This window comes from Acrocarpospora catenulata (assembly GCF_018476525.1).
In the GTDB taxonomy this organism is placed as follows: Bacteria; Actinomycetota; Actinomycetes; order Streptosporangiales; family Streptosporangiaceae; genus Acrocarpospora; species Acrocarpospora catenulata.
Window position 1 is genome coordinate 147,490 of sequence record NZ_JAHCST010000009.1, and the last position, 17,081, is coordinate 164,570.

A 17,081-nucleotide genomic window follows, 5' to 3' on the forward strand; every position below is an offset into this window, starting at 1 on the left:
GGAGGACGTCCGCTCTACCGCGCCTGGGCGAACCGGGCCATGTGGTCGTCGCTCAGTTCGATGTCCTCAGCCCCGAACGCCTCGTCCAACTGCTCCACCCGGCTGACACCAACGATCGGGTCGATCCCCTGGCGCATCATCCACGCGAGCACGACCTGGTTGCGGGTCGCGTCCAGATCACGCGCGACGTCGTCGAGGACCGCAAGCACGCGAGCCGTTCCCGGGTGATCGTACGCTTCGGAGAACGGCTTGTCGGGGCGGGTGTACCCGCCTTGCATGAGTGGCGTGTAGCACCAGACGGCCAGCTTCTCGTGGCGGGCGAAATCGAGATCGTCCGCCGTCAGTAACTTGTGCCCTGCCTCCGGTAGCGCGCCATAAGGACGCGGCTGGACCAGAGAATGCCGCAACTGCAGGGCCGACCATGGCGTCAGGCCCTGCTCGCGGGCAATCGATCGGGCTTGCTCAACCCGCCACCCTGCGTGGTTGGCAGCGCCAATCCGGTGCGCCACACCACGCGACACGAGCTCACCGAAGGCTTCCACCGTCTCCTGGAGAGACACCGCGCGGTCCTCCGCGTGCGCCCACAGCATGTCGACACAGTCGATGCCCAGCCGTTCCAGACTGCCGTCGATGCCCGCCATGATCGCGCCGCGAGAAAGACCTTCCGCGCTCTCAGGCCAGGAATGCGGAATCAGAGGATTGTGCCGCACCTTCGTAGCGATCCTGACACTCTCACGCCCCCCAGGATTGAGGCGGAACCACTCCCCCAGGACCCGCTCACTCGCCCCTCCGACACCGCTGGAGTCGTTCCAGAACGAGTAGCAGTTGGCGGTGTCCAGCCACACCCCACCGGCCTCGACGAAACGGTCGAGAATGACGAACGCGTCCTTGGTGTCGATCAAAGTGCCGTAGTCCATCGTTCCCAGCACGATGCGCCCGGGGGCAATTGTCGTGTTCATGTGATCATCAAACAACCTGGAGTGCGCGCCAGGTCAAGGACGACATCCCTTCCGACCCGGGTCGCCGGGCTGCCCGCCGCCGCTCAGCGGGCCACCGTCTCGAAGAAGAAGCCCTCGAAGCCGACCCCTCGCCCAAACCACAGCCCCTCCGGCTCGGGCCCCTCACAACCGCTGCCCTACCCGGTGGCTTCCGTGGTCACGAGTCGGTTGCGAGAGGTTTCTCGCGCTTGACGAGTTCGGAAAGTTTACTTACTTTCTAGATTCGTTAGGAAGCTTTCCTAATGTGGGCGTTGGGAGGACCCGTGCACAGAATCGTTCTCGCCGTGGCCGCGCTGGCCGTCTCCACCGCCTGTACGGCGGGTACCGACGCCCCCGCCCTCGGCTCCCAGCCCAGACCGTCGGGGTCGGCGACCCTCCCGGCGGCCACCATCGAGCTGTGGCACGGCTTCGCGGCCGACTCGGAGGTGAAGGCGTTCACCGACGCCATCGCCGGATTCAACAAGAAGTTCCCGCAGATCACCGTGAAGCTGGTCAAGGGCGTACAGGACGAACACATCACCCAGGCGGTACGCGGCGGCAACGCGCCGGACGTGGCATCCTCCTTCACCACCGACAACGTGGCGCAGTGGTGCCGCAGCGGGGTCTTCCAGGACCTCACCACGGTGATCAAGCAGGACGGCATCGACCTGTCGGTGCTCCCGGCGGCGGCCCGCGCCTACACCGAGTTCGAGGGCAAACGCTGCACCATGCCGCTGCTGGCCGACGCCTACGGCCTCTACTACAACAAGGCCCTGATGAAGGGCAACGAGCCGCCCAGGACGCTGTCGGAGCTGACCAGGCTGGCCAAGGAACTCACCGTCCGGGACGCCAACGGCAAGATCAAGGTGGCCGGGTTCATTCCGAGCACCCGGTACTACGAGAACTCGCTGTCCCACCTCGGCCCGATGGTCGGCGGCAAGTGGTACAACCCGGACGGCACCTCCGCGATCGGCTCCGACCCCGCCTGGAAGCAACTGCTGACCTGGCAGAAGGAACTCATCGACTGGTACGGCTTCGAGAACCTGGAGACCTTCCGCAAGGGCCTGGGCGACGAATGGGGCTCCGAGCACCCGTTCTTCAAGGGCAAGGTCGCCATGGTCCTGGACGGCGAGTGGCGGAACGCCATGATCGCCGCCGATGACGACGCCAAGTCCATGGACTACGGCACCGCCCCACTCCCGGTCGCCGACGACAAACCCGACCTGTACGGCTCCGGCTTCGTCGCGGGCACCGTGATCGGCGTGCCCAAGGGCGCCAAGAACCCGCAGGCCGCCTGGGAACTGGTGAAGTACCTGACCACCGACACCGACGGCCTGGTCACCCTCTCCAACGCGCTGCGCAACGTGCCCACCACCAAGGCGGCGATGGATTCCCCGGCGCTGGCCAAGGACGCCAATTTCGCCACCTTCCTGGAGATCTTCAACCACCCGAAGACGACCACCCTGCCCTCCAACGTCAACAGCGTCTTCAACCAGGAGGCGTTCACCACCTTCGTGGCGGAGTGGGAAGCCGGCCGGATCAAGGACCTGGACGCGGGCCTGGCCAACGTGGACAAGCAGATCGACGACAAGCGCAAGCTGTCCGGGGGCTGAGCGGATGAGCATCCGGTGGCGGCGCCGTGAGGGCCTGCACGCCCTCCTCTGGCTGTCGCCGTGGCTGGCCGGTTTCGCGGTGTTCTTCCTCTATCCGCTGCTGGCCACGGTCTACTTCTCCTTCCACCGCTACGACATGTTCACGCTGGAGTTCATCGGCCTGGACAACTACCGGTACCTGCTGCACGATCCGCGCGCCCTGGTCGCGATCAAGAACACGCTCTGGCTGGTGGCCTTCATGGTCCCGGTCCAGCTGGTCTTCGCGCTGGGGCTGGCCCAGCTGGTCACCCGGCTGAAGACGGGCGCCGGGCTCTTCCGTACCGTCTTCTACCTGCCCTCGCTGGTGCCGCTGGTGGCCGGGACGGTCTCCTTCGTCTTCCTGCTCAACCCGGCCACCGGGCCGCTCAACGAGGCGCTCCGGGTGATCGGCGTCTCGGGGCCCGACTGGTTCGGCGACCCCGCCTGGTCCAAGCCGAGCCTGACCCTGCTGGGCATGTGGGGGATCGGCAACGTCATGGTGATCTTCCTGGCCGCCCTGCTGGACGTGCCCCGCCACCTGTACGAGGCGGCCGAGATCGACGGTGCGGGCGCGTGGCGGCGCTTCCGCAGCATCACGCTGCCGATGATCTCGCCGGTGCTGATGTTCTCCGCGGTCACCGGGGTGATCTACGCCCTGCAGTACTTCACCCAGGCGATGATCGCCGCCCGGGTGGCCTCCGGCACCACCGACTCGCCCGGGACCACCTTCGTGCCCGGTTATCCGGAGATGTCCACGCTCACCCTGCCGCAGTGGCTCTTCTACGCGGGCTTCCGCGACTACTCCATGGGCTACGCCTGCGTGCTCGCGCTGGTGCTGTTCGCCGCGTCCATGGTGTTCACGCTGGTCCTGCTGCGCCGCTTCCGCGGCCTGGACGAGGAAGCGGGCGTCCGGTGAGGGGCACGCGCGCCCGCAGGGCGCTGTACTGGATCGCCACCCACGCGCTGGCCCTGGCGCTGGCGGCGATGTTCCTGGCTCCGCTGGTGTTCGTCGGCCTGACCTCGCTGATGACCGATCAGCAGGCGCTGACCAGCCAACTCTGGCCGCACAGCTGGAACTGGGACAACTTCGCCGAGGTGTTCGAACGCTCGCCGCTGCTGCGCTGGCTGGCCAACACCCTGCTGTACGCGGTGCTCGGCACCGCCGCCATGCTGCTGTCGTCGATCCCGGTGGCGTACGCGCTGGCCCGGTTCCGCTTCCCCGGGCGCCGGCTGGCCTTCCTGCTGGTCATCACGATGATGATGTTGCCGCCGCAGGTGGTCGCCGTACCGGTCTACCTGATCTGGGCCAGGGCCGGGCTGACCGGCACGCTGTGGCCGCTGATCCTGCCGATGCTGCTCGGCGACGCCTTCTCGATCTTCCTGCTCAGGCAGTTCCTGCTGACCATCCCCAAAGAGTACGTCGAGGCGGCCCGGGTGGACGGCTGCTCGGACCTGCGGACGCTGATCCGGGTGATCCTGCCGATGGCCCGCCCGGCGGTCGCCGCGGTGGCCCTGTTCCAGTTCTTCTACTGCTGGAACGACTATTACGGGCCGCTGCTGTACGCCTCCACGAATCTCGACAACTGGACTCTGTCTCTCGGATTGGCCTCGTTCAAGGCGCTGCACAGCGTGCAGTGGAATCTCACCATGGCGGCCACCCTGCTGGTCATGGCACCGGTCATCATCGTGTTCTTCCTCGCCCAGCGGGTCTTCATCGAAGGCGTCACCCTGACAGGAGTGAAAGGCTGATTTACGGATTCGTACGGCTGCAGTCCGCCTCTCGACAGAGGTGCCCTCACGTTTCACGATGAAAATCGCGAACAACTTGGGGGGTGCCGTGGCACGGAAATCCTGGGCTGACCTCGCGTTCAGTGGATTTCTCGTCCTTACTCTGGCGGGTGTGACCGCGCTCCTGATCCGCCCGTCCGCCACACCTCGGCCGCCGCGCCCGCCGGTCGAGCCCGGTTTCCCGGCCGAGCCGGCCGCCTTCCCGTCCGCGCGGGCGGTCTGGCCCGAGGCCGTCGTCAAGATCCCGGCCTGGTCGTTCCGTGACTGGCCGCTGCGCCCGCTGGCCCGCATGGACGCGACACAGGTGCTCATGGAGGAGGTGGCCGAACCGGGCCAGGAGTCCTGGCTGGTCGCCTTCAACCTCCAGATGGGCGTAGGCCGGCCCCTGGTGTCCCTGCCCAACGACAAGGACCGCGACGAGCACCAGATCACCGCGGCCGCCGCCACGGACGGCGCGGTCGCCTGGTACCGCACGGTCCAGGAGAAGTCCGGCACGGTCGGCGAACTCTGGACGAAGACGGCCGCGGGCAAGGCCGTGCTCCTGGCCACCATCCCCGGGGTCACCGCCGGCCGCGATCCCGAACTGGCCATCATCGGCCAGGACCTGCTCTGGTCGTTCCCCCAGGGCGGTGTCGACCGTATCCCGCTCGCGGGCGGGGAACGGCAGCGTGTGCCGGACACGGACGGCATGCGGATCAAGGACTGGCCGTGGATCGGGAACGAACACCGCCTGATCAACACGGCCACCGGCGAGCGCATCACCATCCGCGCCCCCGCCCAGGCCGACATCGACTGCGGCCCCGACTGGTGCGTGGGCACCCAGACCGTCGCCACGGCCACCGAACGGGTCTTCATCCAGCGCCCCGACGGCTCCCGGCGTACCGAACTCCCGCCCTGGGTGGTCTCCCCGCTCGGCCTGCTCGGCCAGCGTTACCTGCTCCTGCGGACCGTCCCCCAGCGCGGCGCCCCCGCCAACGGCAACATCCCCGGCTCCGTCGTGTACGACGTCGAGACCGGCGTCACCGCCACCCTGACCAGCCGCTACGGCCCCGAACCCGTGCACGGCCCCGTCGGCGTGGCTAATTCCCTCATCTACTGGGCCACCAGCGACAAGGCCACCGAACCCCCCAAGAGCGACATCAAACGCAATTTGGTCAGCTCGGCCTCGGCCTATCAGGGCGCGGACATCCCTGAGAAGTACTGGCTCCTGGACAGCTCCGCCATGAACAGCTGAACCGGCGACGGCCCTATGCAGGCAAGGAGAGGTCGGTGCGGCGCTTCACCCCCCAGTTCCAGGGCCGGCCGTGGCCGGACGGTGCCCGGGTCCTGCACGTCTATGCCCTGCCCGACCCGGGCGTCGACGCCGGTGTGCTGGCGCTGGCCTCCGCGTGCCGTCCGGCCATGATCGGCTACCCGCTCGCCATGGTGGCCGATGACCGGCTGCACATGACCATCGAGATGATCACCGACGTCACCGCTGACGCCATCACCCCCCAGGAGCGTGCCGAACTCGCCGCCGCGCTCAGCCGGCAGCTGGCCGACCTCGCCCCGGTCACGGTGCTGTGCGGGTCGCCGCTCGCGGGGCAGGCGGGCGTACTGCTGGACGCCCACCCCGACGACGGCGTGACCGCCCTGCGCGAGCGCGTGCGCGCCGCCGTACGGGAGACGCGGGGCCCGGCGGCGGTGCAGAACGATGAGGGCCGGCCGCACATGTCGCTGGCCTACGCCTACGCCGAGGCCGACTCCGGCGCGTTGCAGTCCACACTGCGCCGGGTGTCCCCCAGCCACGCGCCGCTCACGATCTCCGCCGTGCACCTGCTGGACGTGGCCTTCCATCAGCGCGCGCAGCAGGACGGCCAGACGGGGTGGGAGCTGTCCTGGACCGACGTCGCCCGCATCCCACTCAGGCTCGGTCAGTAACCCCCGGATCACACGAAAGTGATCCGGGGGTCGGCGGCTCAGCCTTGGTCAGCAGGTGACCGGGTCCCATGGACGGGCGACGGCGCCCGCCTTAACCCAGCCGGTCCTGCCGTTGGCCGAATCCCAGAGGTAGAACCAGCGCTCCCCGGCGCCATTGATCACTTGGCAGTGCAGGAACACGACGTCCCGACACGGCGTACGGCTGGATGCTGAGCACCGAGCCGGGCTGTGTCTACATCGAGGCGTACGTCCAGACTCCGACAGGAAACGGCCCAACCGCCCGCACCCAGTGTCTATGACCCGGCGCGCAGGGCGACCGCCTGGAGGAGGGCATCCCGGCATGCTCGGATGGCAGGGTGCCTGCTGCGGCCGCGCCGTACGGCGGTGAAGAGGCGTCGTGCGCGCTGACCCCGAGGCAGTTGCCGCAGGGTGACGGTCGGGGGCTGTCCGCACCAGACGAGGTCGGGAAGGAAGGCTGCGGCGTGTCCGTGCTGGACGAGGCGAAGGTGGAGCAGCAGGTCGGTGGTCTCGAACCGTACGTCGGGTTCGAAACCGGCGTTGCGGCACAAGGTCATGGCCCAGTGCCGCGCGGTCGTGCCTTCGGGTTCCATCACCCAGGGGTGGTCCGCGAGTGAGCGCAGCGCCGCCATCGGGCCGTCGGCGTCCAGACCGTGGGCCGGTTCGGGCAGCGCGAGGTGAAGGGGGTCGTCAAGCAGGTCCTCCTGATCGAGCCCGGCGGGCCGCGGGTTGGGGTTACCGGGGTATTCCTCGGCGAGAACCAGGTCGAAGTCACGGGCCTGCAGGGCGGGCAGCGCCTTTTCCGGTTCCATGTGCGTGACGTGGACGCGCAGGTGCGGGTGGAGGTCACGCAGCAGGCTGAGCGCGGTCGGGACCAGGGCCAGGGCGGCCGTCTGGAACGAGGCGATGCGCAGTGTGCCGGTCAGCTCGGTCAGGGAGGCGGAGATCTCCGCCTCCGCGCGTTCGAGGCGTTCGAGAACCGCTTCGGTGTGGGCGACGAGGATCTCGGCCTGCTCGGTCAGCCGCACCCGCCGCCCCACCGGTTCCAGCAGGCGGACTCCCACCTCCGTTTCCAGCTGCGAGAGCTGCTGGGAGACGGAGGAAGGAGCGTAGGACAGGGCGGCGGCGACGGCCGCCAGCGTGCCGCGGTGCTTGAGTTCGCGCAGCAGGCGCAGCCGGTGCAGGTCGAACATCAGCAGATCGCCGCCCCCTAATAATCGGATTTTCCGATGACTATAGGTCGAAAACATCCGCTGGACCGATCGTAGGGCGGTATCGCACCCTGAACGTGTGTCCGAGAACGTGTCCTCTCTCCTTTTTGCGCGGCCCGGCGCCCGTACCTGGAGATGTGCCTCCGCGCCCGTCGAGGTGCGGGCCTTCCACGCCGCCCTGCCCGGCTACTCCCCCACACCGCTGACCGAACTCCCGGCGCTGGCTGCGGAGTTGGGGGTCGGCCGGGTCTTCGTCAAGGACGAGTCGTGCCGTCTGGAGCTGCCCGCGTTCAAGGCGCTGGGCGCGTCCTGGGCGGTCCACCGCGCACTGTCCGAGCGGGCCGCGACCGGCCAAGTCACCCTGGTGACCGCCACCGACGGCAACCACGGCCGGGCGGTGGCCCGCATGGCGCGCCTGCTCGGGCAGCAGGCCCACGTTTTCGTTCCGCAGGGCGTACATCCGCAGGCCGTGGCGGCCATCCTGGCCGAGCAGGCGCGGGTCACCGAGGTCGCGGGGTCGTACGACGAGGCCGTACGCTTGGCGGCCAAGGAGGCGGCCACGCCGGACACGGTCCTGGTCCAGGACACCGCCTGGCCCGGCTACGAGGAGATCCCGGGGTGGATCGTCGAGGGCTATTCCACCCTCTGCGCCGAGATCGATGAGCAGCTGACCGCCGAAGGAGTCACCGAAGGACCTGACCTCGTCTCCATACCGGTGGGCGTGGGGTCACTGGCCCAGGCCGTCGTCACCCACTACCGCAGCCGCCCGTCCGGACGGGCTCCGGCGCTGTTGTCGGTGGAGCCGGAGGCCGCGGCCTGCGTCCTCGAAAGCCTCACCCTCGGTGAACCCGTCGCCATCACCACCGGCGAAACCATCATGGCCGGGCTGAACTGCGGCACCCCGTCCAGCATCGCCTGGCCCTTCCTGCACGGCGGGCTGGACGCCGCCGTCGCCGTCCCCGACGACGACAGCACCCGCGCCGCCGCCGACCTCGCCGCGCTCGGCGTCTCCTCGGGTCCCTGCGGGGCCGCGTCGCTCGCCGGTCTCCGCGCGGTGCTCACCGGCACGGGCGCCGAAGAACGCCGTACGGCGCTCGGGCTCGACCCCACCTCGGTGGTCGTGCTGCTGAGCACCGAGGGCCCGGCCGCCAACCCGCAGACCCCCGCCGCGGACAAGATCACCATCAATGGCGACCGCCTGTGGCAGTCCCTGATGGACCTCGCCGAAATCGGCGCGTACGACGACGAGCGCACCGGCCTGCGCGGCGTCAACCGCCTCGCCCTCACCGACGCCGACGCGGCCGGCCGCCGCCAGGTCATCGCGTGGATGCGGCAGGCCGGCCTGGCCGTCCGCATCGACCGGATGGGCAACATCTACGGCCGGCGCGAGGGCGGCGACCCCACCGCGGCCCCGGTCCTGACCGGCTCGCACATCGACAGCGTCGCCACCGCCGGCGCCTTCGACGGCTGCCTCGGCGTCCTGGGCGGCCTCGAAGTCGTCCGCACCCTCAACGAACGCGGCATCACCACCCGCCGCCCCATCGAGGTGGCCGTCTTCACCGAGGAGGAAGGCGTCCGTTTCGGCACCGACATGCTCGGCAGCGCCGTCGCCGCCGGTCGCCTCACCCAGGAGTACGCCCACGCCCTGACCGACCGTGACGGCCGCACCCTCGGCGGCGAACTCGCCCGCACCGGCTTCGACGGCGCCGCCGAGGTCCGCCTCGCCCCGCCGTACGCCTACGTCGAATGCCACATCGAACAGGGCCCGGTCCTCGCCGAGAACGGCGTCGAAATCGGCGTCGTCACCGGCGTTCAGGGCATCTCCTGGCAGGAGATCACCATCCACGGCCGCGCCGCCCACGCCGGCACCACCCCCACCCACCTGCGCGCCGACGCGGGGCTCGCGGCCGCGCAGATCATCGTCCACCTGCGGACCATGGTCGACTCCGGCGCCTACGGCGACCTGCGCGCCACCGTCGGCCACCTCAGCGTCCACCCTGATCTGACCAACATCGTCCCGGCCCGCGCCGAACTGACCGTCGACCTGCGCAACCCCGACGACGTCCAGATGGCCCGCGCCGAGGAGGCCCTCGCCACGTTCCTGCACGGGCTGGAGGGCAGCTTCTCGCTGACCACCCGGCGGATGGCCAAGACCGCCTACGTCCCCTTCGACGAAGGGGTGCAGAGAGTCATCGCGCAGGCTGCCGACGACCACGGCCTGGCGCATCTCTCCCTGCTCTCCGGCGCCGGCCACGACGCCCAGGAAATCGCCGCGCTCTGCCCCACCGCCATGATCTTCGTACGCGGCGAGTACGACGGCATCAGCCACAACCCCCGCGAATACTCCACCCCCGAAGCGTGCGCCCACGGCGTCGACGTCCTGGCCACCACCCTCCTACGCCTCGCCAACCAGGACTGACCGCTCCTCAACCAGTACTGACCGCTCCTCACCAGTACTGACCGCTCCTGTCGGTGGCAGTGTCCGAACTTCGGAAGGTTCCATGCTCCCCGAAACCCCCTCGACTCCAGCGGCCCTCGAGCCCTTCGACGCCAACCCCGGCCACCTGCTGGCCCGGCTGATCGCCATCGACTCCGTCAACCCGGACCTCGTGGCCGGCGGCGCCGGTGAGACCGTCATCGCCGACTTCTGCGGCGAATGGCTGGCCGCCCGCGGCTTCGAGGTACACCGGCTGGAGAAGCGCCCCGGCCGCCCCTCGCTCGTCGCGATCGCCCGCGGCACCGGCGGCGGCCGGTCACTCATGCTCAACGGCCACCTCGACACCGTGGGCCTGGCCGGCTACGACGGCGACCCGCTCGAACCGCGGATCCACGACGGCAGGATGTTCGGCCGCGGAGCCTTCGACATGAAAGGCGGCATCGCGGCCATGATGGTCGCCGCCGCCCGCGCCACCGCCCGCGCCACCGCCCGCGCCACCGCCCGCGGCCCGCTGCGCGGCGATGTCATCCTCGCCTGCGTCGCCGACGAGGAGCACGGCAGCTCCGGCACCGAGGAGGTACTGGAGTCCTTCACCGCCGACGCGGCGATCGTCACCGAGCCCAGCCATCTCGAAGTCACCCTCGCCCACAAGGGCTTCGCCTGGTTCGAGGTGGAGATCGAAGGCCGCGCGGCCCACGGTTCGCGCCCCGAACTCGGCATCGACGCCATCGCCAAGGCCGGCCACTTCCTGGTCGCCCTGGAGGAACTGGGACAGCGCCTCGCCCAGGGCCCGGCACACCCCCTCCTGGGCACCGGAACCGTGCACGCCTCCCTCATCCACGGCGGCCAGGAGCCCTCCACCTACCCTGCCCGCTGCCACATCACCCTCGAACGCCGAACCGTCCCCGGCGAGACCGCCGACACCGTCGAACAGGAACTGACCGCCATACTCGACAACCTCGCCACCACGGTCCCCGACTTCCGCTACCGCCTGACCCGCGGCCTACACCGCGAGCCCTTCGAGGCCGACCCGCAGGCACCCATCGTCCGCACCCTGACCCACCACGCGCAGCAGGCCCTCGGGCACCCGCCCGTCGTACGCGCCGAATCCTTCTGGACCGACTGCGCCCTCCTCGACCGCGCGGGCATCCCCTGCCTGCTCTTCGGCGTCGACGGCGCAGGCGCCCACGCGTCCACCGAATACGTCGACCTCACCTCACTGGACCACCTCACCGCCATCCTCACCAGCACCATCGCGGACTTCTGCTCCTGATCCCCCGCGAAAAGCGCATCACCAAGACCAGCCAGGTAGACCACACCCACCGCACCGAGCCGATGCCGTAGGCCCTCGGGCGCGTGACTACGGCTTCCTGGCCGCCACCGCGCCCGGCCAGTCCCTCCGGAGGACGTGCGCGCGAGCAGCAATTGGAGGCTTCCTGAACCGCCGCCCGAACGGCGAAGTCTCGTCGATGTTGGGCGAACCCTTGCCATGTAGCTGTCTCACCACGCGGCCGCTCAGGGAGTAGAGGTCCGTGGAAGGCACAACAGTCGCTTCGTCGGTCATGACGAGGCCGGTGCTGCCGCGCCGGACGTCAGAGCCGCCTGGACGATGCGGAGCGCTTCGGCCGCGTCGATGCCGACGCTGGCGATCACGGCGGCGTAGTCGGCGGCGGCCCGGCGGGCCCGCTCCCGGCCCTCCTCGCCGGCGGCCGATACGAACGAGCCCGCCCGCCCGCGCGTCTCGATCAGCCCCGCCTCCTCCAGCTCCCGGTAGGCCCGGCCGACCGTGTTGACGGCCAGGCCGAGGTCGGCCGCCAGGTGGCGGATGGTCGGCAGCCGCGTGCCCACGGCCAGCGTGCGGTCCTGGATCTGCCGGGCGAGCTGGCCCCGCAGCTGCTCGAACGGCGGTACCGGCGAGGCCGCATCGATGACGATCATCAGACGCTCATGACCCGCCGGGCCACCGTCGCGCACGACGGCGTCCTGGCATAGAGCGCGACGCACGCGGCCAGGCTCAGGACCAGGTAGGCGACCGCGGCGGCATTCCACCAGCCGGGCGCGGTGCCGAACAGCACCACCGGCAGCGACCACTGCACGTTCGGCATGGTGAGCTCGCGGGCGTCTTCGACGCGCATGATGACGTCGGCGGTCAGCGACTCCTCGTCCTCCGCCACGACCGGGAAGCTGAGCAGGTGGCGCAGCTGCATGGCGGTGATGGCCGTCGCGCCGAGCAGGCCGATCAGCACGACGACGGCCAGCTGCCGCACGGTGGGCTCGGGAACGGCCAGGGCACTTGCGGCCAGCACCATCGCGCCGGCGAACGTGACGACGGCGAAAATGGCGAACGGCCGGCCGAGCACGGTCCGCCAGCCGGGCTGGATCGGATGGGCGGCCCTGCGCGACAGCGTCGCGCCCGCCCGCTGGTCGACGCGTCGCACCCACCGGTCGAGCAGGAACTGTGCCAGCAGTAGCCCGGCCACCGACGCGGCCAGGGCCAGCAGCGGCAGCGGGTGATCCGGCGGGAGGCCGCCGAAAGCGGAAGTGGCGGCGAGGGCGCTCACGATGATCAGCGCGGCCAGGATGACGTAAGTGGCCAGGCGGGCGCGTCTGCGAACCGCCAGCCGGCTGGCGAGCAGCGGGGTCGGGTGGGTGTCGGCCAGGTCGTGCCGGGCCAGCCACTCGCCCGCCATGCGCAGATCGGTCGTGCGCGTCGGCGGGTCGGTGTCCGGTAGCGGTTCGCGGGTCATAGCGCCTCCTTTGTCGCAAGCTTTGTAGCAACATGATGCGTCATAGCTTGCGACAAAATCAACACCCCATGGGCTTCCTTCGCCCCGGCGGCGCGGGCCCCGGCTCAGCGGCGGCCGTCGCCGCGGACCACCAAGTGGACGGCGGCCAGCCCCGGCCACGCCCCCTCCCCGGGGTACAGGGCCGAACACAATCCCTACCCCCGACAGATCCAACCCGCCGTCGTTCCCCAGGCACCGGCCACCGGCAACGTGCTGACCAGATTCCAACGAACAGACCAGACCGATTTTCGCGGGTACGCGAAATGGACCTGGTCTTACTGCCTGCGGCTATCCAGTCATCAGCAGCGGACGGCGTGACTCACGCCGCCCCTGTCGGTCAGGAGAGGAAGGTGCCGTAGCGGCCGTTGAGGATGCTGGTCTTCTGGGACTGGCTGAAGTTGCAGTTCGGGTAGGCGTAGAGGGAGGCCGACATGCATGTTCCGTCGGTGGACGTGGCGTCGGGCAGGCCGAAGGCGTGGCCCAGTTCGTGGACCATGCCGCCGTACCAGCGGTTCATCGCGCCGTTGATGCCTGCGGCGCCGTCGGCGTCGTGGCCGCTGAGGATCACCCATCCGTTGCCGCCGCCACCGCCGGCGCCGTCACCTTCGGCGCTGATCTCGCCGACGTTGATCCATCGGCTGTCCGGTGCGCCGAGGCCGAACTTGCGGCGCAGCTCGGCCTGCATGTTGCACACCGACCACCAGTACTTCTCACCGCAGTTCGGCGTGTTCTCGTACCAGCTTCGCAGTTGGTCGCCGTTGACGACCTCGACAATCGGGTTGTTCAGCGTGAACGTCTTGCCCAGCTGCTGCTTGAAGAAGCGCTGCGCCTCCTGCATGACCCGGGCTATGCCGTCCGGGTAGCGCTGGTCGTAGGCCACGTCCGACGGCTTGAGCCAGAAGACCCGCACCGTCCGCACCGGCGGGGTGCCCGACGACGGTGACGGCGAGGGTGATGCCGATGGCGACGGGGACGGTGACCTGGACGGGCTCGGGGTCGGGGTTGGGGAGGCGGTTACGCTGCCCGTGCAGGTGACGCCGTTGAGGGTGAAGCTGGTCGGTACGGGATTGCTGGAGTTGTTCCACGTGCCGTTGAACCCGAACGAGGTGCCGTCGCCCGTTGCCAGGGAGCCGTTCCAGCTCGCGTTGGAGGCGGTCACCGCGCTGCCGCTCTGCGTCACGGTGGCGTTCCAGGCCTGGCTGATCGTCTGCCCGGCGCCGAAGGTCCAGCGCAGGGTCCAGCTTGCGAGCGGATCACCGAGATTCTTGATCTCGACGTTGGCGCCGAAGCCGCCGGCCCACTGCGTGCCGACGGTGTAGGTGACCTGACAGCCGGCCGCGGCGGCGTGCGCCGTGACCGTGGCGGCCATCCCTGCGCCGGCCAGGAAGGCGGCTAAGGCCCCGGCGACAAGGCCCCTGCGTAGTACTCGTTGGTGCATGTGATCCTCCTTTGCAGCTCGAACCGTGCCCGAATGTGAGCGTTAACAACTGGCACCGTCCCGAACTGTGGCAGCCATGTCAACACGCGCTGGAGGAAGCCCGCGCCGTCGTGGGAAAACCTTTTCGGGGATCAGAAAGTTTCAGGCGGACACGCCGAGGGCGACCGTGCCACAACGGAACGGTCGCCCTGTCGAGTGCGAGGTCCTACGCCTTCCGCGCCACCGCGCCTTCGACGACGAGGCGGCTGGTGATGGAGTCCATGGTGGGCCGCCACCGCTGGACCGGGACCAGGCCCGGCGACTCGATCTCCAGGCCCTCGAAGAAGCCGAGGATCTCGTCGTGGGAGCGGAAGGTGGACTGGGCCGGACTGCCCGCCGTGGACGCCTTGAGCTGGGTGAGCACCTCGGGGTCGCTGTCGGAGCTGCTGTGGGAGAGCACCACGTAGCTGCCGGAGACGATCTTGTCCCGCAGGCCTGCCACGATCTGGTAGGCCCCCTCCTCGTCGGACACGAAGTGCAGCACGGTGACCAGGAGCACGCCGACCGGCTTGTCGAAGTCGATGAGCGCCCGCACGTCCGGGTGCTCGACGATCTCGTCGGGCCGCCGGATGTCGGCCCGCAGCGTGATCACCCGATCGTCGGTAGCGAGCAGCGCGTCGTTGTGCACCTTGACCAGGGGGTCGTTGTCCACGTACACGACCCTGGCCTCGGGATGGGTCTCCCTGGCGACCTCGTGCACGCTCGGCGAGGTGGGGATGCCGGTGCCGAGATCGATGAACTGCGTGATGCCCTGCTCGCAGAGGAACCGTACGGCCCGCGCGAGAAAGGCCCGGTTCGCCCGCGCGACCGAACGGGTGTCCGGCGCGACCGACAGCAGCCGCTCCGCGATCGCCCGGTCCACGGCGTAGTTGTCCTTACCTCCGAGCAGGTAGTCGTAGACCCGAGCCGAACTCGGCACCGCCGGGTCGACCCCGTCAGGAACCCGATCAAGGTCACCCATGGCCGCCTCCGATTTAATCGCAGCAAAGTGGTACAGCGGTGATCATAGGGGTTCCGCGCCCCTGACAACGCGGCCTGACCGGCAGCAGCGGGCCGTCCGCAACGTTGACATGAAATATCCTGGATATCTACTATCCGGGATATGAAGATGGGCGAGCGGGTCGAATGGGCTCTGCACTGTTGTCTCAACCTCGCCTTCCTCGGGCCCGATGACGCGGTGCCGGCCGCCCGGCTGGCCGCGTTCCACGAACTTCCCACGGCCTATCTGACCAAGCAGTTGCAGGCCCTGGTGCGTGCCGGGATCGCGGCGTCTGTGCCGGGGCCGCGCGGCGGGTTCCGGCTGGCCCGCTCCCCCGAGCAGATCACCCTGCTGGACGTGGTCGTCGCGATCGAAGGCCCCGAGTACGCGTTCCGGTGCGAGGAGATCCGCCAGCGCGGCCCGGCGAGCGGCTCCTCCGGTCGCACGCAGGTGGCCTGCACCATCGACGTGGCCATGCGGAAGGCCGAGCTGGCGTGGCGGCAGGCGCTCGCCGCGCAGACGCTCGCCGAGATCGCGGCCACGGTCGAGCACCGTTACCCGAACATGCCGGTCCGCGCCCGGGACTGGCTTGTGGTCACGGGTTCCTGATCGATCCCACTCCCCCGACCGGGGACAGGCAGGAGGTAATTCAGGATGTCTGATGTCCTGATTGTCGGCGGCGGGTTCGCCGGTGTCTGGAGCGCCCTGGCCGCCGCCCGGCTCAGGGCCGAGCACAACGCCGACCTGGAGATCACCCTGGTCGCCCCCAACGACGATCTGGTGATCCGCCCCCGCCTGTACGAGGCCGACCCCGGCCGCCTGCGGGTCCCGCTGGACCGGATCCTGGGCCCGGTCGGCGTCGAACGCCTGCCGGGCACGGTCACGGCCATCGACACCGGACGCCGATCGGTGTCGGTCGCCCGACGTGGCGACCGGGCCTACCGGCGCCTGATCCTGGCCAGCGGCAGCGCGCTGCGGCGGCCCGACCTGCCAGGCGGCGCGCACCTGTTCGACGTGGACACCCTCCCCGGCGCGGTCGCCCTGGACCACCACCTGCGGACGCTCCCGGACAGGCCACCGGGATCCGGCCGGTTCACGGCGGTGGTCGTCGGCGCGGGCTTCACCGGCATCGAGGTGGCGACCGAACTCGCGGGACGGCTGCGCACGCTCGCCGGGCCGTACGGGCATGAGGTGCGCGTGGTGCTGGTGGAGCGAGCAGGCGTGCTGGGCCCGGAGCTGGGACCGGGACCGCGCCCGGTGATCAGTGCCGCGTTGGACGAGGTGGGCGTCGAGGTCCGCCTCAATATGACCGTCACCGCGCTGGACGCCGGCCAAGTCCGGTTCGGCGACGGCACCGAGGTTCCCGCGTACACGACGGTCTGGACGGCGGGAATGACGGCCAGCCTGCTCACCGGGCAGATCCCCGGCCGGCGGGACGGCCTGAACCGGCTGCTGGTCGACAAGCACCTGCGGGCCCCCGAGGCGCCGGAGGTGTTCGTGGCAGGGGACGCCGCCGCGGCCGCCGCCGACGACAGCCACCTCACCCTGCAGAGCTGCCAGCACGCGATCCCGCTCGGCCGGTACGCCGGCCACAACGCCGTGGCCGACCTGCTGGGACGGCCTCCCCTGGAGTTCGTCCCCGAGCCCTACGTGACCTGCCTCGACCTCGGCGCGGCGGGCGCCGTGCTCACCACCGGCTGGGACCGATCCGTCAAGCTCACCGGAGCCCCGGCCAAGGACGTCAAGCGGGCCATCATGGAGCGGCGCATCCACCCGCCGGTGGACGACATCGCGGCGCTCCTGGAGGCAGGAGACCCCGGGCGTACCTGGACCCCTCGTTGACACGGGGTCAACGAG

Annotated in this window: 15 protein-coding genes; 9 read left to right on the forward strand and 6 right to left on the reverse strand. The window is 69.8% G+C overall.

From position 1 onward, the window contains the following. Nucleotides 1–14: 14 nt before the first annotated feature. Nucleotides 15–959, reverse strand: coding sequence for an aldo/keto reductase (locus KIP79_RS11955; protein WP_214104808.1), 945 nt, complete (start codon nucleotides 957–959; stop codon nucleotides 15–17). A gap of 302 nt (nucleotides 960–1,261) precedes the next feature. Here KIP79_RS11955 and KIP79_RS11960 point away from each other — a divergent pair, with 302 nt between their 5' ends. The 5 genes from KIP79_RS11960 to KIP79_RS11980 all read left to right on the forward strand — a co-directional run bounded on the left by KIP79_RS11960 (nucleotide 1,262) and on the right by KIP79_RS11980 (nucleotide 6,316). Beyond that, nucleotides 1,262–2,590: an ABC transporter substrate-binding protein gene (locus tag KIP79_RS11960; protein ID WP_308169681.1), complete on the forward strand. Its 1,329-nt coding sequence runs from the start codon at nucleotides 1,262–1,264 to the stop codon at nucleotides 2,588–2,590. 4 nt (nucleotides 2,591–2,594) lie between these two features. Further along, a complete protein-coding gene (locus KIP79_RS11965) occupies nucleotides 2,595–3,524 on the forward strand; it encodes a carbohydrate ABC transporter permease (protein ID WP_214104810.1) in 930 nt (309 codons plus the stop codon). Continuing rightward, nucleotides 3,521–4,357, forward strand: coding sequence for a carbohydrate ABC transporter permease (locus tag KIP79_RS11970; protein WP_214104811.1), 837 nt, complete (start codon nucleotides 3,521–3,523; stop codon nucleotides 4,355–4,357). Before KIP79_RS11965 ends, KIP79_RS11970 begins: the two co-directional genes overlap by 4 nt. A gap of 151 nt (nucleotides 4,358–4,508) precedes the next feature. Further along, nucleotides 4,509–5,630 (forward strand): hypothetical protein, encoded by a 1,122-nt coding sequence (locus KIP79_RS11975; protein WP_214104812.1) that lies wholly within the window; start codon nucleotides 4,509–4,511, stop codon nucleotides 5,628–5,630. A 35-nt stretch (nucleotides 5,631–5,665) separates the two neighbouring features. After that, complete coding sequence (locus KIP79_RS11980; protein WP_214104813.1) at nucleotides 5,666–6,316, forward strand: 2'-5' RNA ligase family protein; 651 nt, start codon at nucleotides 5,666–5,668, stop codon at nucleotides 6,314–6,316. Nucleotides 6,317–6,609: 293 nt separating this feature from the next. On the opposite strand, the gene KIP79_RS11985 is transcribed toward KIP79_RS11980, so the two are convergent. Further along, the gene (locus tag KIP79_RS11985) at nucleotides 6,610–7,527 is read right to left on the reverse strand and encodes a LysR family transcriptional regulator (protein WP_214104814.1); all 918 of its coding nucleotides are present in this window, start codon (nucleotides 7,525–7,527) and stop codon (nucleotides 6,610–6,612) included. A 97-nt stretch (nucleotides 7,528–7,624) separates the two neighbouring features. Between KIP79_RS11985 and KIP79_RS49395 the strand changes: the two genes are divergently transcribed. Together KIP79_RS49395 and KIP79_RS11995 are read left to right on the forward strand one after the other, a co-directional pair. Next, on the forward strand, nucleotides 7,625–9,964 hold the full coding sequence (locus KIP79_RS49395; RefSeq protein ID WP_214104815.1) for a diaminopropionate ammonia-lyase: 2,340 nt from the start codon (nucleotides 7,625–7,627) through the stop codon (nucleotides 9,962–9,964). 82 nt (nucleotides 9,965–10,046) lie between these two features. Then, nucleotides 10,047–11,255, forward strand: a complete 1,209-nt coding sequence (locus KIP79_RS11995) for an ArgE/DapE family deacylase (protein WP_214104816.1) — start codon at nucleotides 10,047–10,049, stop codon at nucleotides 11,253–11,255. A 287-nt stretch (nucleotides 11,256–11,542) separates the two neighbouring features. On the opposite strand, the gene KIP79_RS12000 is transcribed toward KIP79_RS11995, so the two are convergent. The 4 genes from KIP79_RS12000 to KIP79_RS12015 form a co-directional block, all read right to left on the reverse strand. Continuing rightward, the gene (locus tag KIP79_RS12000; protein ID WP_214104817.1) at nucleotides 11,543–11,920 is read right to left on the reverse strand and encodes a GntR family transcriptional regulator; all 378 of its coding nucleotides are present in this window, start codon (nucleotides 11,918–11,920) and stop codon (nucleotides 11,543–11,545) included. Continuing rightward, nucleotides 11,920–12,729, reverse strand: a complete 810-nt coding sequence (locus KIP79_RS12005; protein ID WP_214104818.1) for a hypothetical protein — start codon at nucleotides 12,727–12,729, stop codon at nucleotides 11,920–11,922. The genes KIP79_RS12000 and KIP79_RS12005 overlap by 1 nt, the downstream gene beginning before the upstream one ends. Nucleotides 12,730–13,105: 376 nt before the next feature. Next, the gene (locus KIP79_RS12010; RefSeq protein ID WP_214104819.1) at nucleotides 13,106–14,206 is read right to left on the reverse strand and encodes a cellulose-binding domain-containing protein; all 1,101 of its coding nucleotides are present in this window, start codon (nucleotides 14,204–14,206) and stop codon (nucleotides 13,106–13,108) included. A gap of 205 nt (nucleotides 14,207–14,411) precedes the next feature. After that, nucleotides 14,412–15,206 carry an SAM-dependent methyltransferase gene (locus KIP79_RS12015; RefSeq protein ID WP_214104820.1) on the reverse strand — a complete coding sequence of 265 codons (795 nt, stop codon included), beginning with the start codon at nucleotides 15,204–15,206 and terminating at the stop codon, nucleotides 14,412–14,414. A gap of 141 nt (nucleotides 15,207–15,347) precedes the next feature. On the opposite strand from KIP79_RS12015, the gene KIP79_RS12020 reads away from it, so the two are divergent. After that, nucleotides 15,348–15,833: an RrF2 family transcriptional regulator gene (locus tag KIP79_RS12020; RefSeq protein WP_250213070.1), complete on the forward strand. Its 486-nt coding sequence runs from the start codon at nucleotides 15,348–15,350 to the stop codon at nucleotides 15,831–15,833. 45 nt (nucleotides 15,834–15,878) lie between these two features. Next, nucleotides 15,879–17,066, forward strand: a complete 1,188-nt coding sequence (locus KIP79_RS12025) for an NAD(P)/FAD-dependent oxidoreductase (protein ID WP_214104821.1) — start codon at nucleotides 15,879–15,881, stop codon at nucleotides 17,064–17,066. Nucleotides 17,067–17,081 lie beyond the last annotated feature (15 nt).

Bases quoted from the DNA above. Each gene is read 5' to 3' on its own strand.
- KIP79_RS11955 (WP_214104808.1), bottom strand. From the start codon at position 959: ATGAACACGACAATTGCCCCCGGGCGCATCGTGCTGGGAACGATGGAC.
- KIP79_RS11965 (WP_214104810.1), top strand. From the start codon at position 2,595: ATGAGCATCCGGTGGCGGCGCCGTGAGGGCCTGCACGCCCTCCTCTGG.
- KIP79_RS11985 (WP_214104814.1), bottom strand. From the start codon at position 7,527: ATGTTCGACCTGCACCGGCTGCGCCTGCTGCGCGAACTCAAGCACCGC.
- KIP79_RS11995 (WP_214104816.1), top strand. From the start codon at position 10,047: ATGCTCCCCGAAACCCCCTCGACTCCAGCGGCCCTCGAGCCCTTCGAC.
- KIP79_RS12000 (WP_214104817.1), bottom strand. From the start codon at position 11,920: ATGATCGTCATCGATGCGGCCTCGCCGGTACCGCCGTTCGAGCAGCTG.
- KIP79_RS12005 (WP_214104818.1), bottom strand. From the start codon at position 12,729: ATGACCCGCGAACCGCTACCGGACACCGACCCGCCGACGCGCACGACC.
- KIP79_RS12010 (WP_214104819.1), bottom strand. From the start codon at position 14,206: ATGCACCAACGAGTACTACGCAGGGGCCTTGTCGCCGGGGCCTTAGCC.
- KIP79_RS12015 (WP_214104820.1), bottom strand. From the start codon at position 15,206: ATGGGTGACCTTGATCGGGTTCCTGACGGGGTCGACCCGGCGGTGCCG.
- KIP79_RS12020 (WP_250213070.1), top strand. From the start codon at position 15,348: ATGAAGATGGGCGAGCGGGTCGAATGGGCTCTGCACTGTTGTCTCAAC.
- KIP79_RS12025 (WP_214104821.1), top strand. From the start codon at position 15,879: ATGTCTGATGTCCTGATTGTCGGCGGCGGGTTCGCCGGTGTCTGGAGC.